Genomic DNA, 26,994 nt, shown 5'->3' on the forward strand with positions numbered 1-26,994 from the left:
GATGAAACAACTCAATGTGCACAGCGTGATGGCTTTTATTTTGTGGGGAGGGTGCGCTTTATTTTTAGCTGGATGCAGTCATCAAATTACATCGCCTTCACATATCAAGTTTGTAAATGAACAGTTGTCATTTGTTGTAGAGGGCAATACGGCTTATGTTTCTGGCGTATTGGGCCATGAATCAAAGCAAGAGCTAAGCCGCTTTATACAGAAGAACCCGAATATATCAACCTTGGCTTTAGTGGATATTCAAGGCTCTTTAGATCAGCAAGCGACTATGGAAACCGCGCGCCTCATTCGACGTTTAAAATTGGATACTGTAATAGTTAGAACCGGTTATGTCGTCTCTGGGGGCGTTGATTTATTTCTAGGGGGCGTGAATAGAACCATTGAATCTGGTGCCGGGGTTGGTGTTCATTCATGGTTAGACATGTATGGTGTAGATCCACAAGAGTTGAACATGGCTGACCCAATTCATGCGACCTATGTTAATTTCTATCTTGAAATGGGGATTCCAGAGCGTTTTTATTGGTTTTCATTGGACGCATCTCCCCCAGAGAGAGTGTATTTTTTATCGCCCGAGGAAATATACGACTTTAACTTAGTGACTTTCTAAAATATGCACGGGCCGGTACAGGAGTAGGGATATGGAACAAATAGAACTGTTTCTGGTAGAAAGCCCTTGTCGTGGTATTTGTGAAAACAGTGCTAAAGGTTTTTGTAAAGGGTGTTTACGCAGTCGTGAAGAACGCTTTCAGTGGTTTAATTTATCCAATACCGAAAAAAGAAAAGTACTACAGACCTGCAAACAGCGCTGGCAACGCTTGTTGAGAGCAAGGCAAGAGCGTTTGGAAACCATGGATGAATCCCGTCATTTACCCTATGGTATGACGGATGAGAACAATCAAAGTTTGTTTGACGATATTGAATAAACAAACTTTGATTGGCTAAGCTTTATAAAGTCAGAAGCCTTAATTTTCAAAAATAGCGTCAAGCGCCTGAGATAATCTTTCAACGCCTATTACCGTCATTCCAGGAATGGCTTTTTTAGGGACGTTCCCTTTCGGTACTACCGCTTTAGTAAATCCATGTTTTGCGGCTTCACTGATTCTTTCTTGGCCAGATGGGACAGGACGAATTTCCCCTGATAAGCCTACTTCTCCTAAAACGACCAGTTCGTCAGATAGGGCTCTTTCTCTAAAGCTAGAGACCACCGCTGCGATGGCAGCCAAATCACCGCTGGTTTCAAGAACGCGTACGCCACCAACGACATTTAGATATACGTCTTGGTCGGATGTGAGTAATCCTCCATGTTTATGCAATACGGCTAGCAACATAGCCAAACGGTTGTGGTCAAAACCCACGGTGACGCGTTTAGGATTGCTAAAAGCAGAATCATCGACTAAGGCTTGCAGCTCGACCAGTAGTGGGCGAGTTCCTTCCCATACCACCATGACCAAACTGCCTGCAGCAGGATGTTTGCTGCGGTTAAGGAAAATGGAACTGGGGTTTTTCACTTCTTTGAGACCTGTTTCCAACATCGCAAACACCCCTAATTCATTGACGGCGCCAAAACGATTCTTCATGCCCCGAAGTGTTCTGAAACGAGAGTCTTCAGAGCCTTCTAATAATACCGAGCAATCGACCATGTGCTCTAGAACTTTTGGACCGGCAAGTGTTCCATCTTTGGTAACGTGGCCGACAAGTAAGACCGCAGTTTGTGTTTGCTTGGCAAAACGCGTTAGTACTGCCGCGCTCTCACGTACTTGAGAGACACTACCTGGAGCTGACTCAACGCCATCAAGGTGCATCACTTGAATGGAGTCGATGACGATGATCTTAGGTTTAAGTTCTTGGGCAACATCTAGGATACGTTCGACATTGGTCTCCGATAGCATCTTTAGATTTTGTGTTGGTAGACCTAGGCGTTGGGCTCTCATGGCGACTTGTTGAAGCGATTCTTCCCCAGTAACGTAAAGCGCATTTTGCTGTTGGGCAAGTAAGCACATGGTTTGCAGTAGTAGCGTACTTTTACCTGCACCAGGGCTACCGCCAATAAGGACGACACCACCAGGAACCAAACCGCCACCAAGCACTCTGTCGAATTCGCCTGCACCAGAACTGAATCTTGGCACATCGGTTAAGTCAATATCGGACAGATTTTGAAGGCCGGTTTTGGTGCCCGCATAGCCTGCGTATTTGGTGTCTTGAGAAACGGCTACCCGTGCGGAGGTTTTATTGCTGCTTACCTTAAATTCACTTAATGAGTTCCAAGCTCCGCAAGCATTACATTGCCCTTGCCATTTTGAATAATCTGATCCACATTCGTTACATACGAACGCGATTTTAGCCTTAGCCATGATGATCTCTTCACTATGTTATGAGTGGATGAAGTCTTAATTTAGCTTGAATGGATTGAACACGACATGGACATACTACAAGCTCGTCGCTCAATGGTTTCAAAAAGCATAATTGAAACGCAATTGAGCGGGTGAGGCAATATCAAAAAGTAAGGATTGACCTTATCTTAATGGGAATAAACCGGATCAGACTTTGTTGCGAATCAGAGAATAAAGGTCATGACGGCGATCTTTTAGGTTGTTGACTGAGCCTTCACTGCGTGTCAATTTCAGTTTATCTAGATCTAAATCTGAGAACATTATCATTTCTGTGTTTGGTGTCGTCTCTGACATAACCGCATCATGGGGATACGAGAAGTCAGAAGGAGAGAATACCGCACTTTGAGCGTATTGGATGTCTAGGTTTTCAACCTGAGGTAAGTTGCCACAACTGCCGCAAATAACAACATAGCACTCATTTTCTATGGCTCTTGCTTGAGCACAACGACGAACACGGAGGTAGCCATTTTTGGTGTCTGTCCAGAAAGGGACGAAAAGAATGTCCATGTCTTGATCTGCTAAGAGTCGACCTAATTCTGGAAACTCAACATCGTAGCAAATCAAAATGCCGACCCGGCCTGCGTCCGTATCGAATACTTTTAGTTCATTTCCGCCTTCTATAATCCAATCTCGGCGTTCATGTGGTGTAATATGAATTTTTCGCTGCTCTTCTATGGTGCCATCACGACGGCATAAATAGCTAACGTTATACATGATTTCATCTTCTAATAATGGCATGGAGCCAGTTATCACATTAATGTTGTAACTTACCGCCAGCTGCGACATCTCGGTTTTAAAGCGCTCAGTAAAGCTGGCTAAAAAACGAACGGCTTCTGTTTGGTTAGATTGATCTGGGCTTAATCCCATAAGGGGGGCATTAAAGAACTCAGGGAAAACGGCAAAGTCACTTTTATAATCAGAAACGGCGTCAATAAAATATTCAACTTGCTTGAGCAGTTCATCGACACTTTCAACTTCACGCATTTGCCATTGAATCGCACCGGCACGTACCAGCGTTTTACGAGATTTAATGACCGTCGTTTCTGGCGCAAAGAAGATGTTCTTCCATTCTAATAAGGTTGCATAGCCCTGAGATTTCTCATCTTCAGGCATATACTGTTTTAACAAACGGGTGACTTGGAAATCATTGGATAGCTGAAATGACAAAATAGGATCGTAAATCTTACGTTCTTTTACCGCTTCTAAATATTCAAGAGGTGTCATTTCATCCATGTGCTCGTAGTAGCTAGGAATACGCCCACCGGCAAGAATGGCTCTTAAATTATGCTGGCGGCACAGTTCTTTACGGGCTTCATATAGGCGTCGACCTAAACGGTAGCCTCGATAATCTGGCGAAATCAGCACATCTAAACCATAGATAGCATCGCCTTTTTTATTGTTGAGAATGGTTTCTCTGTGGCCAATCAAGTCATCATAAGTGTGAGGGTTACTGAAGCGCTCATAATCCACCTGAGAAGACAGCGCCACGCCGACGATCTGCTCATGGTCAATTAAGCAAATCTGGCCTTCGGGAAAATCTTTTATGAGTTTCTCTATGGTATGAAGAGGCCAGGCCCCACCAATATCATCGTATACGCGATCCATTAATTCTTTTAACTGTGGGTAATCTTCAACAGTGATATTACGAATTTTAAGATGCAAATCTTCTAACATGAAAAGTCCTATAGATAACGATTAAGTTCAGTAACGAATACAAGATGTGAATAAGGCAATTTAACGCAGCATATAACATTACAATGGGGAACGGATAGCAATTAATAAAGGCTTATTAAAAGAAAACCCCTGCACTTAATGTAAGTGAGGGGTTGTCTTAGAGTGGCTCAGAATTTGAAAATAATTGGAATGGATTATTTCTTGCCAAACTCTGGGTATGCTTCCATACCACATTCTGAAAGGTCAACACCTTCATACTCTTCTTCGTCTGTAACACGGATTCCCATGACGGCTTTAATAACAGACCAAACTACCAAGCTTGCTAGGAATACCCAGATAAAGATAGTTAATGCACCGGCAATTTGACCGCCAAATGTTGCACCATCATTTGTGAATGGAACAGCAAGTAGACCCCAAAGACCAACCACACCGTGGACAGAGATCGCACCGACTGGATCATCAATTTTCATTTTATCTAGAGTCAGGATGGAAACAACAACAATCAGACCACCTACAGCACCAATAATCGTGGCGCCTAATGCTGTTGGTGTAGAAGGTTCAGCTGTAATGGCAACTAGACCTGCAAGCGCACCGTTCAACAACATAGTTAAATCGGCTTTATTAAACAATATACGGCCTAGAATCAATGCAGCAATTGCACCACCAGCGGCAGCGGCATTGGTATTTAAGAACACCATAGCGACAGAGTTTGCACTGGCGATATCGCCCAGTTTTAGAACAGAGCCACCGTTAAAGCCAAACCAACCCATCCATAGAATGAATGTACCTAGCGTTGCCAATGGTAAATTTGCTCCTGGGATGGCACGAACTTCACCATTTGGACCGTATTTACCTTTACGAGCACCTAGTAGAAGTACACCTGCAAGAGCGGCGGCCGCACCTGCCATATGAACGATACCTGAACCAGCGAAATCAGAGAATCCCATATCACCTAGGTTGTACATGCCAAAAACATCGTTACCACCCCAAGTCCAAGACCCTTCAAGAGGATAAATAACCGCTGTCATAACAACCGCAAACGCTAAGAATGACCACAGTTTCATACGCTCAGCAACGGCACCAGACACGATAGACATTGCGGTTGCAACAAAGACAACTTGGAAGAAAAAGTCAGAAGCGCTTGAGTAGATGGATCCACCTTCAAAGCCATCTTCACGACCGGAGAAATCCCCGAGAGTTGACGCCACATCGACTTCTTCAATACCGGATAAGAACCAAGTACCACCATACATGATGGCATAACCGCAAACGAGGTACATGATGCAAGAGATTGCAAACAAAGCCACGTTTTTAGTTAGAATTTCAGTTGTGTTTTTACCGCGAACTAAGCCTGCTTCTAGCATGGAAAAACCAGCGGCCATCCACATGACTAACGCACCACAAACTAAGAAGTAAAATGTGTCCATGGCATACTGTAAATGAAAAATTTGATCTTGCATGTTTCGCCCCCCTAAGGCTAATAAAATGGAGACCGTATCAAACGGCATCTTCACCTGTTTCACCGGTACGAATACGAACCGCTTGTTCAAGATTTACGATAAATATTTTACCGTCACCAATTTTGCCTGTGTTAGCCGCACCAGAAATGGCTTCAACAACTTGGTCAGTCATATCATCAGCAATGGCCAGTTCGATTTTTACTTTTGGTAGGAAATCTACAACGTACTCAGCGCCGCGGTATAGCTCGGTATGTCCTTTTTGGCGCCCAAATCCTTTTACTTCTGTAACGGTTATACCCTGCACTCCAATTTCTGAAAGTGCTTCCCTAACATCATCCAGTTTGAATGGTTTGATGATTGCTGTTATAAGCTTCATACTTACAGTCTCCTTAAAAGTCTGTTTCGTGTCGTCATTGTAATTCTTTGGTTCTTCTCACTATTCAAGTACTGTGCCAATAACCTGAACGCTAGGTTTGGTAAGGGGTTCAGCGTTTTTAGAGTGATTGCGATATACAGAAACATTCAGGTGCGCTTTTTTTGTGCGGCATCATGGGGAGGAATAAAGGTTGAGTGCGCTTTTTTTGTGCGTATCGATTCTAGTTGGCCATTAGTGCCTGCTATTTAGTGTGAAGTTTTAGAAAATAAGCGCAATTCTCTGTAAGGCCTGTGCTACCATTTAGTTCATATGTACTCAAACGGTGATATCCATGATTGATCAATTTATTAAACAGTTCGGCTCTGGATTAGAGCAAGCGACAAGTCAATTAAGTAAACTGCCAGCAGAAGAGATTCAGATGCAGTTGCAAGCGGTGGCAAAAACAACACTTTCTAAAATGGATTTAGTGAGTCGTGAGGAATTTGAAGTGCAAGCGGCCATGTTAGCGAAATATCGCCAACGTTTAGTTGAACTAGAAGATAAGATTAAACAATTAGAGCAAGATTAAAAAAATTGATTTTAACGGATTGTTGAGAATATAATCGATTTTAAAGGCATCCTAGGAAGGAAGCTAAAATTTGTTATATATGAAAGGACTCTATCGTGATTCATTTTTCACATGCTTTATCTTATCATTTTGATCATTACTCGTATTCACACTCATCTAGCTTAGCTAAAAAACGAGACCTTGTTTTGTTTAAAGGCGGCTGGATGTTGGTGCTTTTGTTGTTAACCGCTTGTACTAACTCGTCAAATCGTGTGAGTGTAAATACGATACCGGATGTGAATTCTGATATAGAGACGTTTACCTTAGAAAATGGGTTAGATGTTATTCTTTGGCGTGGCGGTAACCAGAACGCGGTATTTCAGTTGCTGATTCATAGTGGTAGTTTACAAGAAGAAGCGGATCAGCTTGGTTATGCGCATTTTGTTGAGCATATGGCGTTTAGTCAGGTGACTGAGAACGGTGAGCGCCCGATTCAGGATAAGTTAGCCGCGTTAGAGTTAGAATTTGGTAAACATGCTAATGCCTACACTTATTTTGACCATACTGAATATCGTTTGTTAGTGAGACAAAACGACCTTACCAAAAGCCTTCAAGCATTGGCGCTACTGACAGATTTTGCCCTCAATACAGAGTTTAATGAAGAGGAAGTCGAAAAAGAAAAACCGGTCATTATAGAAGAGTGGCGCTTAAAAAATGTTAATAACCCCTCCGTTTATCAACAAGCATTAAATGCAAAGCTAAGTGGCAGTAGATACATAAAGCGTTTTCCTATTGGTACTAAAGATAGTATTAACCATGCAACAGCGGATGCTCTTGACGCATTTTACTCCCGTCATTATCAGGCAGACAATGCGACTTTAATTATCACTGGCAATATAGACCGTAAGGCATTAAAAGCGGCCATTGTAGATAGTTTCAAAAACTGGAGGGCTTCAGGTGAAGGGAAATCCTCTCGCGTTGATTTACCAGCGATCAAAAATGAAGGGGCTGAGATTTATGCCGATGACAATATTAATGGGTATGTATTAACGCGCTCTCATACGTTTGATCAATCATTTTTCAATAGTGAATTAGGAATGATTAAACGAGACCAGATCATAGCGCTTCTGGATATTTTTAATGACAGAATTGCGCATCGCTTGCTAGAAACCCAAGGCAATGTGGAATCTATTTTTGCCAATTTAACCCTGGATCCTCTCACCTATCAATCTAATCTTAATTTTACCGCCATGAGTAATTTTGACGGGCTACCTCAAGCGAGTCAGATCATAGCAGAAGAAATGTCTAGAATAGTGAAACATGGATTGCATGGGAAAGAATGGTTTGGTTGGCGAAAAAGACGATTCAGAGACATTGAGGAGGATTTCAGATCTTCGCTTTACCTCGCTTCCGAAGCGTCAAGGTACGCCTTAAATCAAGGGCTCTTACTTGATGAGAACAGTTACATACAGTTATTAAAGGACGCCCATTTCAATACTGAATTAGTCGATTTTCAACAAGTCGCAGCTAAATACTTCACTTTGCCAAGCAAAATAGTACTGAAACACAATAAGAGGCAACCGGCTCCTTCAAAGAGCATGCTGTCAAACTATTTTTCCCGTGCAACTGATCATATTATGCCGGCTAAAGCGGTTGTAAGCGATACTCAATGGCCTTTATCAAAGGTAGCCGGAAGCATTCTGAAAAAAACAACACTGGCTAATGACATAATTGAATATCAATTAAGTAATGGATTGGTCGTACGGTTTTATGAAACGCAACAAGACTTAAACAACATTAATTTACAGTTGGTTGGTTTAGGGGGGTTAAGTGAAATGCCGGAGGATGAGGTGCTGGCAGCGCGTTTAGCGACAGCAGTAATGTCTGCGAGTGGGTTAAGAAACATGACGGGTGCAGAATTAAAAGAATGGTTAATTCAAGCCGGGATTCATTTAAATGCGCATTTCACATTTAATTCTCGTGAATTAGATATGAAATCCACTCAGGCAGACCTAGATGTGCTTTTACGACTGTTGCATTTAGCTTTAACAGAAGTAAAAGTGGACCCTAAAATGTTTACTTACGTTCAAAAGCTCAATATAGACCAATTACAGCAACTGAGTAACTCTCCCACTAACGACTTTACTTTACGGGTAGAAGAGGTGTTAACAAATAACGACCCTGCTTTTCGTCGAATGACCTCCGATGAAGTAATGCAAATCGATGAACAGAGAATGTCCAATATCTATGACACTTATTTTAAAGGAACACAAAATTATGTGCTAACCATTGTTGGTGATGTCTCTCCAGATGCATTAGAGCCATTACTGGTTAACTTTGTTGCAAATATTCCGCAAACGGCAGCCAAAAGAGGCCCTTCTAGAGATAATCCTATTGCACCAAAATCGATTACAGTTGAAGGTCGTGGATCAAATGCTGACGCAACAAGGGTTACGATTATTAAAACCTTGCCTAAACAGGCGTTTCTACATAAGCACCATCCTGATATCCATTGGATTCAACGACATTTCAATAAGGTTCTGTTTCATGAAATACGAGAAGAGCAGGGTCTTGTTTATTCAGTAAATGTGGTTGTTGACGGTGAGAGCCCTTCTTCAGTGGCTTATTCTTTGAAAGTGGCTTTTTTAACGGATCCTGCGAAAGCCAAACAGGTTGTTGATATCATTAATCAAGAACTTCTAAAAGCCTCAAAAGACGCGCCGACGCTCGCCGAACTAAATAAAACCTTAATAGAACAGCGTCAACATTATGCCCAGGATTTGAAAAATAATAATACCCTGTCTAGGCTGCTTGCCGGGGCAGAGTTTCAAGGAATACCCATAGAATATGTATTTTCTGCAGAGGACTATATTCCAGAAAAGGACATTCAATCCACGCAAGCTCTGATGGCAGAGCTGCTATCGGGGAACAGCATTGATACCACCTTTATCCTTAATCCTTAGCAATACGTAATGATTTCCGGCTAATGGTTGAGCCGTCATTTCCAACCCATTAGCCAGTCTGTTTCTTGTTTTAACGCTTGCCAATCCAAAGTAAGTTGGCGTCGACTAAAAATGGACTCTAATACACACTGAAGGACAAGATCGTTGTCATCTTTAACCAGTTTTACCACCAGAAAATGCTTTTCTTTATTTTTTGGTGATCTTGCGGTCCACTTGCTAAGGTGTAGCTTATTAGGGTTGATTCTGCGCATGACAATTTCTCGCTTCTTAGTGTACTTTTTTACAGGTTAATTGCTTTGATACGAGGGTATGTATCTATTGGTTCAATTTTTGAGTGAGAGACGTATAAAAAAACGACAGTAAGCAAAAAATATTTCAAGAAACGTGTTTTAAATAAAAATGATCAAGGAGCGATCATGAGTTTAGCAACTTTATTTTGTCGTGCCCGTGTTGGCATAGATTCCCCATTGGTGACAGTGGAAACCCATATATCAGGTGGTTTGCCAGCTCTAAACATAGTAGGACTTCCCGAAGCTGCGGTGCGTGAAGCCAAAGATCGTGTACGCAGTGCGATTCTTAATAGTCAGTTTGATTACCCTACACAACGTATTACCATTAATCTTGCCCCTGCGGACCTGCCTAAAGAAGGTGGTCGTTTTGATTTGGCGATTGCGATTAGTATTTTATACGCTTCAGGTCAATTAGGAGAGGTAGATTTAGAAAAATACGAGTTTATTGGAGAATTGTCATTAGCGGGGGCGATTAGATCTGTATCTGGGCTTCTGCCTTCTGCTGTCGCGTGTGCCAAGCAGGGACGGCAGTTGATTCTCCCTAAGGAAAATCAAGCAGAAGCCTCTCTGGTAGAAGCGGATCATTTATGCGCTCAACACTTAACCCAAGTGACGGCCTTTCTTTTAGGGTTAACTCAGCTTTCTCCTTGCCAAGCGGCAGATACGGATAATTTAAAAGCAAGCTATAAAGATATGGCGGATGTAAAAGGTCAGCCTCTGGCTAGAAGAGCTTTAGAAGTGGCCGCGGCAGGTGGACATAATCTCCTTTTTATTGGGCCTCCAGGAACTGGAAAAACGATGCTTGCGTCGAGACTGCCAAGTATTATGCCCTCTATGACAGAGTCTGAAGCATTGGCCGTAGCTTCAATTCAATCCATCTCAGGGAGAAAAATGGGGCTTGATTGGTTTTGGCAACAACGGCCATTTCGCTCTCCTCACCATAGTAGCTCTGCAGCGGCATTGGTGGGAGGAGGGTCGATTCCTAAACCTGGAGAAATCTCTCTCGCTCATTGTGGTGTGCTCTTCCTTGATGAGTTACCAGAATTTGATCGTAAAGTCTTAGAAGTGTTAAGAGAGCCATTAGAAAACGGTGAAATTCACCTCTCGAGAGCACGTAGCCAAATGACGTATCCAGCGAGGTTTCTTTTAGTCGCAGCGATGAATGCAAGCAATGAAGCGTATTCTGGTGAAGAGGATTATTATCAATCTCAAGCGACTAAAAAATACCTAAGTAAATTATCCGCTCCATTTTTAGATCGTATCGATTTGCATGTTGAAGTCCCTCCATTGCCATCAGATATTCTGGTGAATGCCCAAGAGCAAGGAGAGTCTAGTGTTGATGTAAAGAAAAGAGTAGAACAAGCCGTCGTTCGTCAAAGAGAGCGCCAAGGGTGTCAGAATGCTCAACTTTCGGGCCGGCAATTGGAGTCGATTTGCAACCTATCAGAAGAGGATAAGCGCTTTATGCAACAGGCGCTGGAAAAGCTAAAGCTGTCTGCGAGGGCTTATCATAGGGTATTAAAAGTCGCGCTAACGCTTGCGGATTTATCAAAAGAAGACAAAGTTGCCCGACATCATTTAATGGAGTCGTTAGGGTACCGTAAGATGGAGCAAAAATTGGCTAAGCTGGTTGGTTAAGTGTGCTGACTAAATTTATAGGCTAGGTTTGTGGAAGAAGCGCGAAGGTGGTGTTGAATAAATGGAGTAGGACAAAAAAGTTAAATAGACGCTATTTTGCATAGCGCCTATTATTGAGCTTATAGACATTAGTTAAATAGATTAATTAATACTGGGATGGAAATGACGGAGAAAATAGTCGTCAATAATACGGCGGTTGAGGCTTGATGTGGTATGGCTTTGTGCTCTTCCGCAATGACACCTAACACCGCTGCACAGGGCATCGATGCACCTAATGTGGCCGCTACTACCCAAGTGGAGTCGACATTCAACATGCTCATAAATACAAACACTACAAATGGCATAATAAGTAGTTTTATCGCTGAAATATATAATGCCGCCATTGGCTTTTGACTGACTTTTCTACCGAACAGTGCCGTACCAACAATAAACATAGCACACGGACCCGCTGCACTGCCTAGCCATCCAAGTCCGCTCAATAGATCATTAGGTAATTGAACCTCCAAGACAGACAACAGCAAACCTAACGCTATAGATAAAATAAGAGGGTTTAACAAAGAGCGTTTTAGGGCTTTAAGTGGAGTGGATTGGCTGTTTTCTGATGTATTGGTAAGTTGCAATAAAAAGGTCGCGAGAGGCAGCAGAATTAATAAGTCCAATGTCAGCATTAGGGCGAGAGGCACAGAAACCCATTCACCTACCGTGGTGGTGAGTACTGGAATAGCAAGGAACCCGATATTGCCATAAACACCGCCTAATCCCAGCATAATACTGTTTTTCTTATTTTTCTCAAAAACAAGATACCCTATTGCGCCAGCTATTAAAATCACGCTTGCAAGAGATAAAAGGTAAGCAATTAAAAAAGGAATGTCGATGAGTGTTGCAAAATCGGTTGTGGACAACTTCCCTAGAAGCACGGCGGGTAACGACAAATACATCACAAAATGCGTTAAGTATTTTAGCCCCTGTGCATTGATAATGGTTTTACTTTTACAAAAGTAGCCGATCGCTACCAAGGCAAACAATGGCATGATTTTTAACAGAATATCTAGCATAGAAGGTCTTATTTGTTGTTATGAGTGATCGATGATGTTCCTTGCATTAAATAAAGAATACATTATCTAATTTTTTATTTGAAGAGAAATTTTATTTTATGATCCCATGCTCTTTTAATTTCATGGCAATTTTATTGTGAGATACGTTTAAGCGGTGAGCCAATTTTCTTGTACTAGGAAAAAGTGGATAAAGCGTCTGCAGTAATTCTTTTTCAAAAGTAGCCTGTGCACTTTGCCAATCTTGAACACCTTCGCTCGAAGTTTCTCTTATTTTTTGTGCTTCTCCAGATGAATTGAGAGCGGGTGTTTCTTCCTGATTTATAAGAGGTACGGTATTCACTGTGGGAGTGCTTTCCTGTGATCGCTGTAAATTCTGCTTGATATGGGAGTCGTTTATGACCTCTCCCGTATTTAATGCAACCACTCTAAATAAGGTATTTTGCAATTGTCTAATGTTGCCAGGCCACCTGTGATCTTGTAGTAAATTTAATGCAGCTTCAGTTATTAATGGCGTTTTTTGATTTACTTGATAAGCCGCGGTTTGAATAAAATGCTGAGTTAATAAAGGTATGTCATCCTGCCGCTCCCTCAAAGGAGGTAATGCAAGGCTTAAGACGTTGAGCCGATAATATAAATCCTCCCGAAAGCGTTTTTGCTCAATTAATGATGGCAAATCTTGATGTGTGGCACTGATGATACGAACTTTTACCGTCACCTCACGATTACCGCCCACTCGACGGAAAGTAAAATCTTGTAAGAAACGTAAAAGCTTCGCTTGTAAATACACTGACATCTCTGCGACTTCATCTAGAAATAATGTCCCTCCGTCAGCTAATTCAAATAATCCAGGTTTACCGCCTTTTTGGGCTCCAGTGAATGCGCCTGCGGCATAACCGAACAGTTCACTTTCTAACAAGTGCTCCGGAAGGGTTGCGCAGTTAATGGCTAGAAAAGCGGCTTTATTGTGTTGGCTTGATTGATGTAAAGCACGGGCAATTAATTCTTTTCCTGTTCCTGTTTCGCCATTAATAAAAACAGGCAAATCCAGCTCAGCAAAGCGGAGGGTTTGTTGTTTTAATAATTGAATTTTTTCACATTGACCAATGATGTTGTCGATACCTTGGTTTTTTTTAGATTGCAGGATTGACAGCTCTCTTCCTAAGCTCCCCATGCTTCTTAGGGTAATCACTACACCTTTAGTGAGCCCATTCGCCACGACCGGATGGATTTCGGCTAGATGAGCTTGATGGTGGAACAGTAAACTGCAGCTTGTGACTTTATCCGTTAACAGTGTTTTTACGTCTTGATCAATGAAGCGATTAATGGATTGCCCTTCAATTTTATCTGTAACATCGGCTAATAGACGTTTGGTGGCGTTATTTATGGCTAAGATAGAGCCAGATTCATCAATATCAATAATGGGGTTAGGAATGCGATCCAATAAGGTTTGGAGATGGTTTTCTCGGCTTTCAGAAGGCATCAAGTCAATTTCGTGACATCGAATAATACCCTCGATAGCTTGTAGACTTTGCTTTATATCATCAAACTTTAAAGATTCATCTTCTATATGAACGTAAGTAAAGCCGATGGTGACTTCTGTCGAACGAATGTTCCAAGCTCGTTGAGAAAAAATATGTAGAATTTCTTGGCTAATGCCAATACGGTCGTTTGATTCGATGATAATACGCATAATAAAGGCTTATTTTTATTGGGTTATACGATATTGTAATAAATTAATGACATGTAACTAAAATATTACATTTAGTTGTAGATAGCGAATTTTTACTCAATTAGGATAAATTTGTTGATATTAGCGGTTAAAATCCTACTTTCATGTTTACTATCCGATCTTTATAAAAAATAAATATTGAATACGATTGAGTCTTTTGTAATAAAAATATGACGGTTTTGTTTGTGTTTTTATCTACTTTCCCTTTTTTTATCATAACTCTATGATTTAAAAGAAAAATAAAAAATTGGCTAGTAAATTGCTCTCCTAATAATCGTTAATCATCAAATAATAATAACTCAGGCATAAGTATCATTCCTCAATAGCTCCTATTGTTTCTGAGCTAAGTGGCTAAAGCCTATGTCTAATTTGAATTAAGGATTACTACCATGGAACACAGCAAGCATATTGAGACACAAGCGATTCACGCTGGTCGTATTAACGATGAGCAATTTGGTTCTCTTGCAACACCACTTTATCAAACATCTACTTTTATGTTTGATAATGCTCAACAAGGTGCAGATCGTTTTGCTGGAGACGCTGAAGGCTACATTTACAGTCGTTTGGGTAACCCAACAACACGACAATTAGAAATGAGAGTAGCGGCATTGGAGCAAATGGAAGATGCTGCCGCCACCGCTACGGGTATGGGAGCGGTATCGGGCGCGTTATTGAGTAATTTACAATGCGGTGATCATATGATTGCTTCTAAAGCCATATATGGCTGTTCTTACGCTTTAATTAGTCATATGTTGACCCGTTTTGGTATTGAGGTGAGCTTTGTTGATATGACAGAGCCGAGTAATATTGAATCTTGTATTCAAGAGAATACCAAGCTGATTTTTTTAGAGACACCGGTTAATCCAAATTTAGTGGTTTTAGATTTAGAAGCGATTGGGACAGTTGCTAAGAAACATCACTTAATATCTGTTGTGGATAACACATTTTTAACACCGGTACTGCAACAGCCAGGGAAGTACGGTATTGATATTGTGGTTCATAGTGCAACAAAATACCTAAATGGCCATGGAGATGTTGTAGCTGGTATTATTTGCGGTACTTCAGAAATGATCAACAAGATTAAAATGACGGTGTTAAAAGACATTGGTGCAACGATGAGCCCACATGATGCTTGGTTGATTATTCGTGGTATCAAAACACTGCCTGTACGTATGGAAAGGCATTGTAAAAATGCTCAAGCGATTGCCGAATTTTTAGAGCAAAGCCCTCAAGTCGCTAAAGTGTATTACCCCGGTCTAAAAAGCCATGAAGGAAATCGCTTTATTGGTACACAAATGCAAGCGGCTGGTGGTGTGATTGCGTTTGAATTAAATACCGACCTAGCGGGTGGCGCTGAGTTTATTAACCGTATGCAACTGTTTTCAATTGCGGTAAGCCTAGGTGATGCGGAATCATTAATACAGCACCCGGCGAGTATGACTCATTCTCCATATACTCAAGAAGAACGACTGGATGCCGGTATCAGTGATAGTCTAATTCGTATTTCAGTAGGGCTTGAAAATTTTGAAGATTTGATTGCTGATTTAGAACAGTCATTAACACAAATACAGGCTTCAGATAGCGCATTATTGACCACTAAACCTCAGCAAGTGGCCTAATTTTTTTCTTTATGGGCGTTTTCTGCCAAGAAAATATGACAGTAAAATGCCCGTAACGAATCCCCAAAAATGGGCAGACCAAGAAATGTATGGTAAAAAGCTTACCAGCGAGAAGAGTGCACCACCATAAGCAAAGAAAGAGAGAATAGCGAATAACCAACTGCGTAAACTGGGATTAAATAACGCATCCGCAAAAAGATAGCCTAAAAACGCAAATACCATTCCTGATGCACCAACCACTAGGCCGTTTGCCGCGAATAACCAAACTCCCACACCTGAGCCAATCGCTCCGAGAATCATAACAAGTCGTAATTTACTGGGACCAATAGAGGTTTTCAGTAAGCTTCCTAATATCAAAATAGCAATTGAGTTTGATAACAAATGATAAAGACCAGCGTGTAAAAAGGGAGATAATAGAATGCCGACTAAACCATCGACATTTCTAGGTCGAATACCAAGGTAATTAAAATTAATACCAATAAGAAGGGTGTCTATTAGGAAAACTGCCCATATGGTAATAACAAACCAAAGTATTTCTGTAGGGACAAATCGCTTAAACATTATGGGTCTGCTTTAAAATATCTCTCAAAGCGTCTTCTTCAAGTGAAAGGACATCAATAATTGCGGCAAATAGATCCGCTGAAAACATGCCTTTGTGGGTTTTACTCCGAAGATTCTCTGGTGTCATTATTATGCCTCTTTTATTGAGTGCATCACTTAGGTCGTCATATTTAAGGCCTTTTAAGGCTAATGAAGACCGGATATAACGAGTGATAGCCAATTTATAAGGGGAAAGTGCTTGGCGGTTTTTTATACTTTGATCTTGGTTCATACTTCTGTCCATACGATGCTACTATTTGATAAGAATTTGGTTGAAATCGTATTCTTTTAAAACGTGCTGTTCATATTACCTATCCATATCAAATATGGCAACGTATATGAATTATGTTTGACATAGTTGCTTATAGTGCTATATTTGTGACTTATGTTACACGCTCATATGTTATTTTAAATAAGGAAAACAATATGTCTTGGAACAAAGATACTTTATTAACGCTGATTGAAGCTCAATCTAACTGGGTTGTAGAGTCAGAAGGTGAATGCCTAACTATTTCCAATGATGAAGGTGTTGACGTCTTTGTATATGTGGGTAATCAACAAATGATCGTTGAGACGGCGTTGTTCTCAGCCGCGAGTGTAAAAGATAAGAATACCTTAAATGAGTTGATTCTTCGTAGTCATCAACTTGTTCCTCTAACCACTATCGGTATCAATAAGATAGGTGATGATGAGTATTATGTGGCTTTCGGTGCGTTATCAACCGACAGTAAAGACAGTGTTGTATTAGAAGAAATAGAAACTCTTTTTGATAATGTGCCTGAGTTTCTGGATCTATACAGTGATTATTTGAATGTGGAGATGGCAGTATGAGTCTAAAAAAATTATGGACAGCACTTCGTGGTGCTGCAAATGAGGGTGTAGAAGCCGTCGCTGATACCCAAGCTATTCGTATCTTGGATCAAGAGATGCGCGAAGCTAAAAAAGAATTACAAGCCTGTGACGAAAGTCTGACAAGAATAATGGCTAAGCGGAAGCTGGCTCAAGGTAAAGTCGATTCTCTTAATGCGGATATCGAAACCTATACTAATCATGCCATTGCCGCCAGTGAAAAAGGTGATGATGCTCTAGCATTAGAGTGTGCAGACAAAGTAGGCGAGTTGGAAGCGACGTTAGAAACAGAGCAAAGTATTCTTGAAAGTTTTCAATCGTCTGAGAAAACACTGAAATCCAATATCTCGAAAGCGAAAACAAATGTTCGTCGTATGGAACAGCAAATTGAGCAGGTAAAGGCGACAGAGTCGGTGCAGAAAGCCCAAGTAGCGGTTTCAACTCGTCATATGGGTGCAAACAGTAAAGTGAAAACGGCGTTAAGCAGTCTTGACCGTATCAAAGAGAAACAACAACAGCGCAGTGCTGAGCTGGAAGTGGCGGAAGAGTTAGCTAATGAAGAGAACGGTTCTGATCTTGATGCTAAGTTGAAAGCGGCAGGAATTAAGCCTGGTAGCAGTCAAAAAAGTGGTAGCGATAAGTTGGCACAAATTCTGGCGGCGAAAAAAGCCAAGTAATCGGCTTTTAAAGTGTTATTAAGATGAGATAGGTTAAGATGGCTGCTTTAATAAAGTGGCCATTTTTATTTCGCTCTTAGCTGACTATCGTATATCTATTGCTGAAAGCGTTACTAACGAATTGAATCCACTCATAATATCGATAAATTAAGAACCAAAAGTAGGGATAATATGTTTTCTTCATTTTTTAATAAAAAAAAGCCGAAAGATTTAAAAGCCTCAGCGCCTACTATTATGGGACTTCGCTTGGGCGGTAGCTTCGAAATAGATTCCCTGTTGATGCGTATGATAGAAGATCAGTTGACGACGAAAGGTGCCGCATCAACCTATATTATTAAAGCCGTTGGTATCGCTGAACTGGATGGTACCTGGATGTTCCGTTTCTATACGGATGACGACGCTTTTTTACAAGTGATCTCCGAAGGTGGAAAAGCGGATGAAAATGTTGTGGATGTGAAATTATTCCACTTCTACGATACTCAAGACGTACCGAATCAATTTGTGTGGGATAATTTACTGAATAAAAAAATGGGCACGGCTCTTTACGATCTAGACGGGCAGACTTACCGCCGGGTGTGGACATCGGCCAGTGATTATCACAACCCTGTATACATACAAGAAAAAACCTACGATGATGAAGGAGAAACATCGACAACAGACCAATTTACTATGTTGTTTGAACGAGATATTGCGGATGAGAGAACGGAGTCTCTATTCTTATCGGCGGAGGAAAGTGAAGACGAAAGTGGTTTAAGTCGTTGTTTTGTTCTGAGTACAGGTATTACACTAACCCCATCTCAACTGACTATTCACGGTTAGTGTTGTTTTTTGGCATGACATTGGTAAAACAGGCGACTTAATGAGTTTGCTCGAATAAGTTGGCTACTCATGGTTTGATACATTTCTAATTTAAATAAGGATTTCCTATGGATCAGCAAGATCTTTTTTCCAGCGTAATTAATTTCAGTGTTTACTTCGGTTTGGCGTTGTTGTTTGTCATTATTTTCAAAGTGATTTATAGCTTTTTAACGCCTCATGATGAATGGAAACTGATAAAAGAAGATAAGAATACCGCGGCCGCCATTGGTTTTGGTGGTGCCATTATTGGTTTCTCTATTGCCTTGGCTGGCGCGGCCAGTAACTCGGTTTCTTTATTAGATTTTGCTATTTGGGGCGTAGTGGCATTGATTGCTCAATCTCTCGCTTTCTTTGTTGTACGCTTTATCTTTATGCCAAAAATTGTTTCTCGTATTATTGCTAATGAAGTCAGTGCCGGCATTATGCTCGCCGCAACCAGTATTTCTGTTGGTTTGCTTAACGCGGCTTGTATGGCTTATTAAGGAGTATACTGTGAAAAGAAGTAAATCCATTAATCTCGACAGTATGCGGAAGGTTAAATCAGCCTCCCCATTAATGCGTCCGCTTACCTTAGCTATTGCGTCCGTCACCTTGGCCGCGTGTGGTTCATCTGAAGAAGAAGTGCAAGTCGTTTCTTCCATTGAAGACTGTAAAGTGAGTACCACTTTGACTCAAGCTCAGTGTGAAGTCGCCTATCAGCAAGCCTTGCAAGAAGCGGAACGTACCGGGCCAAAATACAGTTCTCAAGCGGCTTGTGAAGCGGAGTTTGGCTATGATCAGTGTAATCGATCTAGTCAAGGCAGCTTCTTCACGCCGTTTATGGCGGGTTTCTTAGTAAGTAACTTATTAGACAGTGGTCGGAGCAATCGCTATAACCCAGTCTATCGCTACCCTAAAAGCGGATCATCTGATCGTATTATGACAGCCGATGGGCGCGTTATCGGTAATGCGGGCCAACGATCCTATAAAGTCGATAAATCTAATTTACAGTCTAAGCCTACCGTAACTCGTACCGTTTCTCGTGGTGGTTTTGGATCGGTAGCGTCTGCCAAATCAAGCTGGGGTGGTGGAAAAAAATCAAGTTGGGGCGGCTAACATGTTGCGTATCCCGATTGCAGAAAGGCCTGGTTGGCAAAAACGAGCACAAGAGTTCGGTTTTGAATTTCATACCATGTATGGTGAAAAGTACTGGGATGAAAGTGCCTATTATCAATTCTCTTTAGAGCAAATTGAAAGAGACATTGAATCGCCCACAGAAGAAATCCATCAGATGTGCCTGGGGGTTGTTGATAAGGTCATCAATGACGATGTATTGATGCGACGTTTTTGTTTACCAGAAGCTCAATGGGATTTTATACGTCAGTCGTGGCTCAATGGTGATCCAAGTTTGTATTCTCGCTTAGACTTTGCTTATTCTGGAAAAGGCCATGCTAAGTTATATGAGAATAATGCTGATACGCCAACCAGCATCTATGAAACCGGTTTTTGGCAATGGTTATGGTTACAGGATAATGTGGATGCGGGAGTATTATTACCGCATTCTGATCAATTTAATATTCTGCAAGAAAAGTTAGTTAATCGCTTTAAGGACATTCGATATTTAACGCCAGATAGAGTGCTGCATTTTGCTTGTTGTAAAGGCACACCAGAAGACAGAGGAACCGTACAATATTTAGAAGATTGCGCCAACGAAGCGGGTCTAAGTACGGAATTTGTGTATATAGAAGACATTGGGCGTGATGCGAAAGGTAATTTTACTGATACCAAAGATCAGATTATTCGCTTTATGTTTAAGCTTTATCCATGGGAGTTTATGTTTCAAGAGGAATTTTCCGCCCAGCTCGGGCACAATAATATCCGTTGGATTGAACCTCCTTGGAAAAGCATTCTATCGAATAAAGCCTTATTACCAATGTTGTGGAAAATGTTTCCAGACCATCCAAATTTATTGCCTGCTTTCTTTGAAGATGAGCTTCATCTTGCCTCTGGAATCGATTCTCTTGTTAAAAAGCCTATTTTCTCCCGCGAAGGGTCAAACATCTCTTTTATCGGTGATGAAAAAGGGGTTGAAGCGTCATCTGGTCCGTATGGCGAAGAAGGCTTTATTTATCAAGCGACTCATATGCTGCCTAAGTTCGGTGACAGTTATACTTTAATTGGTAGCTGGTTAGTGGACGATCAAGCGGCGGGCATCTCTATTCGAGAAGATCGAAATCCCATCACCCAAGATATGAGCCGGTTTTTGCCTCATATAATAGTTTAATATTGTTGTACTTACCCTCTCTTTAGCCTTTGCCTAATTCGGCTTAATGCAACGGGGGTAATACTGAGGTAAGAGGCGATCTGCTGTTGTGGCAGTTTATCTTTTAACTCAGGGTAATCTGTACAAAAATCAAGATAGCGCTTTTCCGCCGAGTCTTTTGCAAAGGCGCTTTCTTTTTCTTCTTTGATAATAAATATATGTTCAAGAAAGTGACAGTAGCACTCTAAGAAAGCCTTATCTTGACGCATTTGTTGGAAAAAATCGGCCCAAGAATACGATAAAACAATACTATCTTCCAAGGCTTGGATGCTGAACAGAACAGGCGTTTGACTGACCATAGCTCGTGTGGAACCGACAATTCTCGGACCTTTGGCAAAAGTTTGTGTATATTCTTTACCTTCTTTAGAAACGCTAACATAGCGAACTAATCCTGTATGTAAAAAGAAAAATCGATCAACCTTATCTCCTTGCTGGAAAAGGTAGTTACCTTTTAAAACGGAGTGAATTTCCATAGGAGTGGAGAGTCTGTCCCATTGAACCCCATCCCCCATATTATCGAAATAGTTCTGAAAACTGAGTTGTAATTGTTCCTTATCCATTGCGTTCTACCTATAGGGTGTTATCCAGCAGTATGACGGTTCAATACCTCGCATTTTAAGTGGCTAGATCCCCCTTTTCTGTAGAGGACCTATTGAGCGTGGTACTTTGTCGATCAATTAGGTACAGGGAGGTTACTAAGCAGGCTAAGCCTAGAATAAAACCAGTATTCAGTAAACTAGAAAGTTGTGATTGTGAAAATGCTGTATAGCAGGCAACCCAAACCGGTATTGTATAAGAAAACGCCAATAAACGGTTCGCTCCAACCGTATGTACTAAGCGCTGCTGTAATACAAAGGTGAAAATGGTGGTGAAAATGGTGAGATAAAGCGCATTAATCCAAAACCCTGTGGCCTCCCATCGAACATCCCCCAGCTCACCCCAAATTAAGGTAATTGGGAGCAACCAAAGAGTACCAAATAACATAATCATAAATGCCCCCGAGAATGGCTTATTACCACGTCCCCACTTTTGAACAGAAACCACATGAAATGCTAATAGAACACAGGCACCGACATACAATGCATCACCTTGATTCCATTGGAAGGATTGGATCTCCTCTAGGCTGTGCATTTGAGTACTAAAAAGCACGCCTGTTGCTCCCATTGAGCCAATGATAAAACCACTTACCTTGAGCCAAGGCGTCGAAATGTTCAGCCAAAGCTTACTAATAATGACCCCCATTAATGGTATTAAGGTGTATAAAACCGAAGTATTTAATGGTGTTGTGGTTTCCAAGGAGACAAACAGTCCAATGAAGAAACCAACAAGAGAACCGCTAATCAATAAATAGTGAAAGGCTTGTCTTGGAGAGTGGAACAAGGCTTGCAATTGTTGTCGAATATTGAGTTTCTCTCGATACCAAGTAACCATCAGAACTAAGAACATAATGATCAGTGCTAAAAAAAGCGGAATCCAGACGTCGCGATTGGGCTTGCGTAGGTCACCATATGGCCGGAAATAATGAAAGACGATGCCATTAACCAAGCCCATATTAATAAGGTCATAAATCCATTCATAATAAGGCCTTTTGAGCATTCGAATGTTCTGATAGCTTTGGGGCTAGGAAACGTTCAAATAAATGTTCAGCGATGGCGAAATCAATATTTAATAGAAAATCCCGGGTGAGTCTATTATGTAAATCATTAGGAGTAGTGACGAGTCGTGTTTCCTCTTTTCCATCAATACGTACCATAAAGGTATGGTTTTTTAAGGCGATGACACAATCGTTATTTTTGAGGCTAACGACCAAGTTGTTAACAAAGCCTGCCGCGGGAAATTTATGAGAGTAAAAGTGTCCTAATTGGCAGTCTGCGTCAGAATAATCCGCTAAATCAAAGCGATACAAGGTAAAGAAGCTCCCATCCTTCCAGATTTGTAGATCGTACTCCATGGTTGCGATTTGCATTTCTGTTGATAGAGAAACGATGCGATAAGTTTCTCCTCCTATTTTTTGTTCTTTATTGATCTCAAGCAATAATGGCGTATTTGGCCCATAACCGCCAAAGCCTGTATCGATCAAATAGGTGTTATTCTGATGATGCAATAAGGTGATTCTATGGGTTCTGGGGGCTTTTTTGTTTTGGTCTTCTTTTTGGGAAATATACAGTACCCGGGCCAGTTTTAACTCTACTTCGTAACCAAGGGCATAAAGCAACTCAAATGTGAGTTTATTGTGCTCAAAGCAATAACCTCCTAGTCCACGAGTGACAATTTTGTGGCTTAGGTCATCTGTTTCCAGAGACATGGTTTCTCCCAATACGACTGACAGACTGTTGAAGCTGTATTTTGCTATGTGTTTATTTTGTAGCTCAGACACAAAACGCAGTGATAATTCATTGGGTGTCTCGAGTTTCAGGTCGGCTAAGTAGTTTTGTAAACTAGCGGATAAGGTCATTTTGTGTACTCCTGTCACTTTTTTATAGTAAGCGTTATAAGGCAATGGTGAATAAGATAACGAGTTAATGTCGCTAGAGTAGAAGAGAAGACAAAGGAAGGAATTAACCTAGGTTAACTTTCTTAAATAAAAAATACTCGTTCAGTTTTCGGTTGAGCATATTTTGTGAATACGAGTATGATCAATGGATATTTCAATAGGTATTTTCAATATGCGAATCACAGACATAAAAACCATGGAATCCTATTATAAAGCCTTAGTGAACCGGGAAGCGGATCACGTTGGTATCTTTTATGTGGGAGTAAAAACCACCTCAGTGTTTTGCATTGCGACTTGTCGAGCCAGAAAACCTAAATTTGAAAATGTGGAGTTTTATACTGAGTTTAAAGACGCTTTGGCGGCAGGCTACCGACCTTGTAAAGTGTGCAAGCCAACAGAAAATGCGAATGAAGCACCGGAGCAAGTCCTTAAGGCCATGGAAATGGTACGAGACAATCCCAAGCAAAGAATTGCAGACTGGAAACTTCGTGAATTGGGTATTGGCCCTGAACTCGTCCGGCGCTGGTTTAACAAGCATTATGGGATGACATTTCAGGCTTACCAACGTATGTACCGCATTAATAATGCGTTTAAAGAGCTTAAGGACGGTAAAAAAACCACCGATGCTGCGTTTGATACCGGTTATGATTCATTAAGCGGCTTTGGCTATACTTATAAAAAACTTATCGGGAAGTCTCCAACAAAAAGTATGGATAATCAGATTATTTTAATCAGTCGTTTTACTACCCCTCTAGGTCCCATGTTCGTTTGTGCTACCGATGACGGGGTGTGTTTACTCGAATTCGTAGAACGAAAAATGCTGGAAACAGAGTTTAAAGATCTACAAAAGCGCCTTAATGCTACTATTGTTACCGGTGAAAATGATTTTATAAAACAAGCGAAAGAGCAAGTAGCAGAGTATTTTGATGGGACTCGAATGGAATTTGATTTGCCCTTGATTACCCCAGGGACAGAATTCCAAAACGAAGTTTGGCTATGTTTACAAGGGATACCTTATGGCGAAACTCGCTCCTATCAGCAGCAGGCTGAAAACATTGAACGACCCAAAGCGGTTCGGGCGGTGGCCTCGGCAAATGGTAATAATCGCATTGCCATTGTCATTCCTTGTCATCGAGTCATAGGTAAAGATGGATCATTGACGGGATACGCTGGCGGCTTGGAACGTAAGCGCTGGTTACTGGAGCATGAGAAAAAGCACAGTCATGCTTGACGCGAGCTATTGTTGAACTGTAGCTGAACTGTAGATGTCCTCCAAGCCATTGAATTATAAAAATAGCTCAATTGTCAGACGCGCATATTGGTCGTTCATATTGCTAAAGTGGTGTAGAATCGCTGTTTATTCTCGATTGTTTTTCTTTAGCTCCTTACCTTTGGAAACAGTATGAACGCGATACCTCCAGCTATTCAGCAACGACTAAGAACGTTAAATGAACGCCAGTTAGATGCGGTAAAACGCATTGAAGGGCCTTTGTTAGTATTAGCCGGAGCGGGCAGTGGTAAAACCAGTGTAATTACCACTAAAATCGCCTATCTCATACAAGCCTGTCATTTTAAAGCCAATTCCATCATTGCTGTTACCTTTACCAATAAGGCCGCGCGTGAAATGAAAGAACGTGTGCAAAGTATGCTAAGTAAAGCCGAAAGCCGAGGCTTGCAGATCTCTACGTTTCACACCTTAGGTTTAAATATATTACGCAAGGAATACCATAAAGCGGGACTGAAACCTGGCTTTACCTTATTTGATTCGCAAGATTCTTTGGCATTAGTGAAAGAGATTTTAGATAAGGAATTTAATCAACAAACTGACGAAGCCGCCTATTGTCAACATACGATTTCTTCTTGGAAAAATGACATGACAGCACCGAATCAAGCGGTGACGAATGCGGATACAGAAGAGCTGTTGTTAGCCGCACAAGTGTATACTCAATATCAGCGTTATCTTAAAGCTTACAACGCGGTGGATTTTGATGACCTTATCTTGATGCCAGTGCAGTTATTACAAGAACAAGCGGAACTAAAAGAGAAGTGGCAGAAAAAGGTACGTTATCTCTTAGTGGACGAGTGCCAAGACACTAATACCAGTCAATATGAGCTAATCCGTATCTTGGCTGGCTATCGAAAAAACTTCACCTTAGTAGGGGATGACGATCAATCCATTTACGCTTGGCGTGGTGCTCGTCCTGAGAATTTAGAACAGCTGCAACGGGATTATCCCAATTTAAAACTGGTTAAGCTGGAGCAAAATTATCGTTCGACAAAAACCATTCTTAAAGCCGCCAACACATTGATTGCTAATAATCCCCATGTGTATGAAAAAGCATTATGGAGCGATCTAGGGGTCGGTGATCCGATTCGAGTCATGGTCACCCGTAATGAAGAAGCGGAATCGGAACGGGTTGCGGCCGAAATTCAATCTCGGCACCTAAGGCATGACATCCCCTATAAGGACTTTGCGGTTTTGTATCGAGGAAACCATCAAGCCAGACTTCTGGAAATCAAGCTTCAAGCCTATCGTATCCCTTATAAGATTAATGGCGGCACTTCGTTTTTTGCCCGCGCTGAAATTAAAGATTTGATGAGTTATTTACGCTTATTGGTTAATACGGATGACGACAATGCATTTCTAAGAATCATCAACTTACCTCGTCGTGATATTGGTCCAGCCACTTTAGAGAAAGTGGGTAATTTAGCCACTGAGCATAACTTGAGCTTATTTGAAGCCAGTGGTCTTGCTGAATTAGAAGAGAGAGTAACCGGCAAATCCTTGCGCAGCTTACAAGAGTTTGAGCGCTGGTTACGGCATTTAAGAGAGCGGTTAAAAGGCGCTTCTCCAGTCCCTGTTATCGAACAAATGATTCATGATATTGATTACTTTGGTTGGTTACAGGAACAAGCGAGCACACCCACTGCGGCTGAGAGACGTATTGAAAATGTTCGTTTTTTACTGGATTCCATTCAGCGCATGATGGAAAGCGCTTGGGAAGAAGATCCAAATGCGGAATTGGACCAAGCAATCAGTAAGTTATTGCTGATTGATATGTTGGAACGTCAAGAGGAAGAAGAAGACGAAGACAAGGTTCAACTATTAACCTTGCATGCATCGAAGGGATTGGAATACCCGCATGTCTTCTTACTCGGCTGTGAAGAAGAGTTACTGCCTCACCGAAATAGTATAGAGAATGACGACATAGAAGAAGAACGTCGGTTAGCGTATGTTGGAATTACCCGCGCAAAACGTACCCTATGTATCACCTTAGCTTCAAAGCGTCGTCAGTATGGTCAAGAAATCGATTGCTTACCCAGTCGCTTCCTAGATGAGCTCCCTCAAGAAGACCTGCAATGGGAAGGTCGAGGGGATGAATCTGAAGCGGTTAAAAAAGAGCAAGGCAAAGCGTCTTTGTCCGCATTAAAAGCCATGCTAAATTCCTAAAAAGGGTTATGGA

The 26,994-nt window shown here is 41.3% G+C and carries 26 protein-coding genes; 14 read left to right on the plus strand and 12 right to left on the minus strand.

Features of this window, described 5'->3' with window-relative positions; genetic code table 11:
* The first annotated feature begins 1 nt into the window (after position 1).
* A complete protein-coding gene (locus O1D97_RS07160) occupies positions 2-616 on the plus strand; it encodes a COG3904 family protein (protein ID WP_269124223.1) in 615 nt (204 codons plus the stop codon).
* A gap of 31 nt (positions 617-647) precedes the next feature.
* Positions 648-932: a DUF1289 domain-containing protein gene (locus tag O1D97_RS07165; protein ID WP_269124224.1), complete on the plus strand. Its 285-nt coding sequence runs from the start codon at positions 648-650 to the stop codon at positions 930-932.
* Between the two features lie 39 nt (positions 933-971).
* On the opposite strand, the gene radA is transcribed toward O1D97_RS07165, so the two are convergent.
* The 4 genes from radA to glnK form a co-directional block, all read right to left on the minus strand.
* Positions 972-2,360: a DNA repair protein RadA gene (radA, locus tag O1D97_RS07170; RefSeq protein WP_269124225.1), complete on the minus strand. Its 1,389-nt coding sequence runs from the start codon at positions 2,358-2,360 to the stop codon at positions 972-974.
* 186 nt (positions 2,361-2,546) lie between these two features.
* Positions 2,547-4,073: a carbon-nitrogen hydrolase family protein gene (locus tag O1D97_RS07175; protein ID WP_269124227.1), complete on the minus strand. Its 1,527-nt coding sequence runs from the start codon at positions 4,071-4,073 to the stop codon at positions 2,547-2,549.
* 194 nt (positions 4,074-4,267) lie between these two features.
* On the minus strand, positions 4,268-5,533 hold the full coding sequence (locus O1D97_RS07180; protein ID WP_269124229.1) for an ammonium transporter: 1,266 nt from the start codon (positions 5,531-5,533) through the stop codon (positions 4,268-4,270).
* A 37-nt stretch (positions 5,534-5,570) separates the two neighbouring features.
* Positions 5,571-5,909: a P-II family nitrogen regulator gene (gene glnK / locus O1D97_RS07185; protein ID WP_133002648.1), complete on the minus strand. Its 339-nt coding sequence runs from the start codon at positions 5,907-5,909 to the stop codon at positions 5,571-5,573.
* Positions 5,910-6,240: 331 nt separating this feature from the next.
* On the opposite strand from glnK, the gene O1D97_RS07190 reads away from it, so the two are divergent.
* Positions 6,241-6,477 (plus strand): accessory factor UbiK family protein, encoded by a 237-nt coding sequence (locus O1D97_RS07190; RefSeq protein ID WP_269124231.1) that lies wholly within the window; start codon positions 6,241-6,243, stop codon positions 6,475-6,477.
* Positions 6,478-6,572: 95 nt separating this feature from the next.
* Positions 6,573-9,419 (plus strand): M16 family metallopeptidase, encoded by a 2,847-nt coding sequence (locus tag O1D97_RS07195; protein WP_269124233.1) that lies wholly within the window; start codon positions 6,573-6,575, stop codon positions 9,417-9,419.
* A 35-nt stretch (positions 9,420-9,454) separates the two neighbouring features.
* Here the strand turns inward: O1D97_RS07195 and O1D97_RS07200 are convergent, their stop codons facing one another.
* Positions 9,455-9,670, minus strand: a complete 216-nt coding sequence (locus tag O1D97_RS07200) for a TIGR02450 family Trp-rich protein (protein WP_269124235.1) — start codon at positions 9,668-9,670, stop codon at positions 9,455-9,457.
* Between the two features lie 165 nt (positions 9,671-9,835).
* On the opposite strand from O1D97_RS07200, the gene O1D97_RS07205 reads away from it, so the two are divergent.
* Positions 9,836-11,347, plus strand: coding sequence for a YifB family Mg chelatase-like AAA ATPase (locus tag O1D97_RS07205; protein ID WP_269124237.1), 1,512 nt, complete (start codon positions 9,836-9,838; stop codon positions 11,345-11,347).
* 128 nt (positions 11,348-11,475) lie between these two features.
* On the opposite strand, the gene O1D97_RS07210 is transcribed toward O1D97_RS07205, so the two are convergent.
* Entirely contained in the window at positions 11,476-12,402 is a 927-nt protein-coding gene (locus O1D97_RS07210) for an AEC family transporter (RefSeq protein ID WP_269124239.1), read from the minus strand.
* A 91-nt stretch (positions 12,403-12,493) separates the two neighbouring features.
* Complete coding sequence (locus O1D97_RS07215) at positions 12,494-14,092, minus strand: sigma 54-interacting transcriptional regulator (protein WP_269124241.1); 1,599 nt, start codon at positions 14,090-14,092, stop codon at positions 12,494-12,496.
* A 428-nt stretch (positions 14,093-14,520) separates the two neighbouring features.
* Here O1D97_RS07215 and megL point away from each other — a divergent pair, with 428 nt between their 5' ends.
* Positions 14,521-15,750: a methionine gamma-lyase gene (megL, locus tag O1D97_RS07220; protein ID WP_269124243.1), complete on the plus strand. Its 1,230-nt coding sequence runs from the start codon at positions 14,521-14,523 to the stop codon at positions 15,748-15,750.
* 9 nt (positions 15,751-15,759) lie between these two features.
* On the opposite strand, the gene O1D97_RS07225 is transcribed toward megL, so the two are convergent.
* Positions 15,760-16,311 (minus strand): rhomboid family intramembrane serine protease, encoded by a 552-nt coding sequence (locus O1D97_RS07225; RefSeq protein ID WP_269124244.1) that lies wholly within the window; start codon positions 16,309-16,311, stop codon positions 15,760-15,762.
* Positions 16,304-16,582 (minus strand): DUF6471 domain-containing protein, encoded by a 279-nt coding sequence (locus O1D97_RS07230; RefSeq protein ID WP_269124246.1) that lies wholly within the window; start codon positions 16,580-16,582, stop codon positions 16,304-16,306. Before O1D97_RS07230 ends, O1D97_RS07225 begins: the two co-directional genes overlap by 8 nt.
* 194 nt (positions 16,583-16,776) lie before the next feature.
* On the opposite strand from O1D97_RS07230, the gene O1D97_RS07235 reads away from it, so the two are divergent.
* The 6 genes from O1D97_RS07235 to O1D97_RS07260 all read left to right on the plus strand — a co-directional run bounded on the left by O1D97_RS07235 (position 16,777) and on the right by O1D97_RS07260 (position 20,997).
* Entirely contained in the window at positions 16,777-17,181 is a 405-nt protein-coding gene (locus O1D97_RS07235; RefSeq protein WP_269124248.1) for a DUF2170 family protein, read from the plus strand.
* Complete coding sequence (locus O1D97_RS07240) at positions 17,178-17,876, plus strand: PspA/IM30 family protein (RefSeq protein WP_269124249.1); 699 nt, start codon at positions 17,178-17,180, stop codon at positions 17,874-17,876. The genes O1D97_RS07235 and O1D97_RS07240 overlap by 4 nt, the downstream gene beginning before the upstream one ends.
* A gap of 171 nt (positions 17,877-18,047) precedes the next feature.
* On the plus strand, positions 18,048-18,695 hold the full coding sequence (locus tag O1D97_RS07245) for a YjfK family protein (protein WP_269124250.1): 648 nt from the start codon (positions 18,048-18,050) through the stop codon (positions 18,693-18,695).
* A 107-nt stretch (positions 18,696-18,802) separates the two neighbouring features.
* Positions 18,803-19,216: a DUF350 domain-containing protein gene (locus O1D97_RS07250; protein WP_269124251.1), complete on the plus strand. Its 414-nt coding sequence runs from the start codon at positions 18,803-18,805 to the stop codon at positions 19,214-19,216.
* A 10-nt stretch (positions 19,217-19,226) separates the two neighbouring features.
* Positions 19,227-19,829: a DUF1190 domain-containing protein gene (locus tag O1D97_RS07255; RefSeq protein WP_269124252.1), complete on the plus strand. Its 603-nt coding sequence runs from the start codon at positions 19,227-19,229 to the stop codon at positions 19,827-19,829.
* A 1-nt stretch (position 19,830) separates the two neighbouring features.
* The gene (locus O1D97_RS07260) at positions 19,831-20,997 is read left to right on the plus strand and encodes a glutathionylspermidine synthase family protein (RefSeq protein ID WP_269124254.1); all 1,167 of its coding nucleotides are present in this window, start codon (positions 19,831-19,833) and stop codon (positions 20,995-20,997) included.
* Positions 20,998-21,008: 11 nt separating this feature from the next.
* Here O1D97_RS07260 and O1D97_RS07265 read toward each other — a convergent pair whose 3' ends face one another.
* From O1D97_RS07265 to O1D97_RS07275, 3 genes are read right to left on the minus strand one after another with little or no spacing between them, the layout of a single operon-like run.
* Complete coding sequence (locus tag O1D97_RS07265; protein ID WP_269124255.1) at positions 21,009-21,596, minus strand: Crp/Fnr family transcriptional regulator; 588 nt, start codon at positions 21,594-21,596, stop codon at positions 21,009-21,011.
* Between the two features lie 55 nt (positions 21,597-21,651).
* Positions 21,652-22,632 carry a DMT family transporter gene (locus O1D97_RS07270; RefSeq protein WP_269124257.1) on the minus strand — a complete coding sequence of 327 codons (981 nt, stop codon included), beginning with the start codon at positions 22,630-22,632 and terminating at the stop codon, positions 21,652-21,654.
* The gene (locus O1D97_RS07275) at positions 22,610-23,491 is read right to left on the minus strand and encodes an arylamine N-acetyltransferase family protein (protein ID WP_269124258.1); all 882 of its coding nucleotides are present in this window, start codon (positions 23,489-23,491) and stop codon (positions 22,610-22,612) included. The genes O1D97_RS07270 and O1D97_RS07275 overlap by 23 nt, the downstream gene beginning before the upstream one ends.
* Before the next feature lie 184 nt (positions 23,492-23,675).
* On the opposite strand from O1D97_RS07275, the gene O1D97_RS07280 reads away from it, so the two are divergent.
* Positions 23,676-24,761: a bifunctional transcriptional activator/DNA repair enzyme AdaA gene (locus tag O1D97_RS07280; protein ID WP_269124260.1), complete on the plus strand. Its 1,086-nt coding sequence runs from the start codon at positions 23,676-23,678 to the stop codon at positions 24,759-24,761.
* A 171-nt stretch (positions 24,762-24,932) separates the two neighbouring features.
* Positions 24,933-26,981: a DNA helicase Rep gene (gene rep, locus O1D97_RS07285; RefSeq protein WP_269124262.1), complete on the plus strand. Its 2,049-nt coding sequence runs from the start codon at positions 24,933-24,935 to the stop codon at positions 26,979-26,981.
* Positions 26,982-26,994: the final 13 nt, after the last annotated feature.

This window comes from Marinomonas phaeophyticola (genome assembly GCF_026966905.1).
Lineage (GTDB): Bacteria > Pseudomonadota > Gammaproteobacteria > Pseudomonadales > Marinomonadaceae > Marinomonas > Marinomonas phaeophyticola.

What these genes read in the sequence shown, in the direction of transcription:
- O1D97_RS07265 (WP_269124255.1), bottom strand. Translation starts at nt 21,596, where the DNA reads ATGGATAAGGAACAATTACAACTCAGTTTTCAGAACTATTTCGATAAT.
- O1D97_RS07205 (WP_269124237.1), top strand. Translation starts at nt 9,836, where the DNA reads ATGAGTTTAGCAACTTTATTTTGTCGTGCCCGTGTTGGCATAGATTCC.
- radA (WP_269124225.1), bottom strand. Translation starts at nt 2,360, where the DNA reads ATGGCTAAGGCTAAAATCGCGTTCGTATGTAACGAATGTGGATCAGAT.
- O1D97_RS07245 (WP_269124250.1), top strand. Translation starts at nt 18,048, where the DNA reads ATGTTTTCTTCATTTTTTAATAAAAAAAAGCCGAAAGATTTAAAAGCC.
- O1D97_RS07200 (WP_269124235.1), bottom strand. Translation starts at nt 9,670, where the DNA reads ATGCGCAGAATCAACCCTAATAAGCTACACCTTAGCAAGTGGACCGCA.
- O1D97_RS07230 (WP_269124246.1), bottom strand. Translation starts at nt 16,582, where the DNA reads ATGAACCAAGATCAAAGTATAAAAAACCGCCAAGCACTTTCCCCTTAT.
- O1D97_RS07240 (WP_269124249.1), top strand. Translation starts at nt 17,178, where the DNA reads ATGAGTCTAAAAAAATTATGGACAGCACTTCGTGGTGCTGCAAATGAG.
- O1D97_RS07275 (WP_269124258.1), bottom strand. Translation starts at nt 23,491, where the DNA reads ATGACCTTATCCGCTAGTTTACAAAACTACTTAGCCGACCTGAAACTC.
- O1D97_RS07190 (WP_269124231.1), top strand. Translation starts at nt 6,241, where the DNA reads ATGATTGATCAATTTATTAAACAGTTCGGCTCTGGATTAGAGCAAGCG.
- O1D97_RS07215 (WP_269124241.1), bottom strand. Translation starts at nt 14,092, where the DNA reads ATGCGTATTATCATCGAATCAAACGACCGTATTGGCATTAGCCAAGAA.
- O1D97_RS07180 (WP_269124229.1), bottom strand. Translation starts at nt 5,533, where the DNA reads ATGCAAGATCAAATTTTTCATTTACAGTATGCCATGGACACATTTTAC.
- O1D97_RS07250 (WP_269124251.1), top strand. Translation starts at nt 18,803, where the DNA reads ATGGATCAGCAAGATCTTTTTTCCAGCGTAATTAATTTCAGTGTTTAC.
- O1D97_RS07225 (WP_269124244.1), bottom strand. Translation starts at nt 16,311, where the DNA reads ATGTTTAAGCGATTTGTCCCTACAGAAATACTTTGGTTTGTTATTACC.
- rep (WP_269124262.1), top strand. Translation starts at nt 24,933, where the DNA reads ATGAACGCGATACCTCCAGCTATTCAGCAACGACTAAGAACGTTAAAT.
- O1D97_RS07160 (WP_269124223.1), top strand. Translation starts at nt 2, where the DNA reads ATGAAACAACTCAATGTGCACAGCGTGATGGCTTTTATTTTGTGGGGA.
- O1D97_RS07260 (WP_269124254.1), top strand. Translation starts at nt 19,831, where the DNA reads ATGTTGCGTATCCCGATTGCAGAAAGGCCTGGTTGGCAAAAACGAGCA.
- glnK (WP_133002648.1), bottom strand. Translation starts at nt 5,909, where the DNA reads ATGAAGCTTATAACAGCAATCATCAAACCATTCAAACTGGATGATGTT.
- O1D97_RS07235 (WP_269124248.1), top strand. Translation starts at nt 16,777, where the DNA reads ATGTCTTGGAACAAAGATACTTTATTAACGCTGATTGAAGCTCAATCT.
- O1D97_RS07210 (WP_269124239.1), bottom strand. Translation starts at nt 12,402, where the DNA reads ATGCTAGATATTCTGTTAAAAATCATGCCATTGTTTGCCTTGGTAGCG.
- O1D97_RS07175 (WP_269124227.1), bottom strand. Translation starts at nt 4,073, where the DNA reads ATGTTAGAAGATTTGCATCTTAAAATTCGTAATATCACTGTTGAAGAT.
- O1D97_RS07270 (WP_269124257.1), bottom strand. Translation starts at nt 22,632, where the DNA reads ATGCTCAAAAGGCCTTATTATGAATGGATTTATGACCTTATTAATATG.
- O1D97_RS07165 (WP_269124224.1), top strand. Translation starts at nt 648, where the DNA reads ATGGAACAAATAGAACTGTTTCTGGTAGAAAGCCCTTGTCGTGGTATT.
- megL (WP_269124243.1), top strand. Translation starts at nt 14,521, where the DNA reads ATGGAACACAGCAAGCATATTGAGACACAAGCGATTCACGCTGGTCGT.
- O1D97_RS07280 (WP_269124260.1), top strand. Translation starts at nt 23,676, where the DNA reads ATGGATATTTCAATAGGTATTTTCAATATGCGAATCACAGACATAAAA.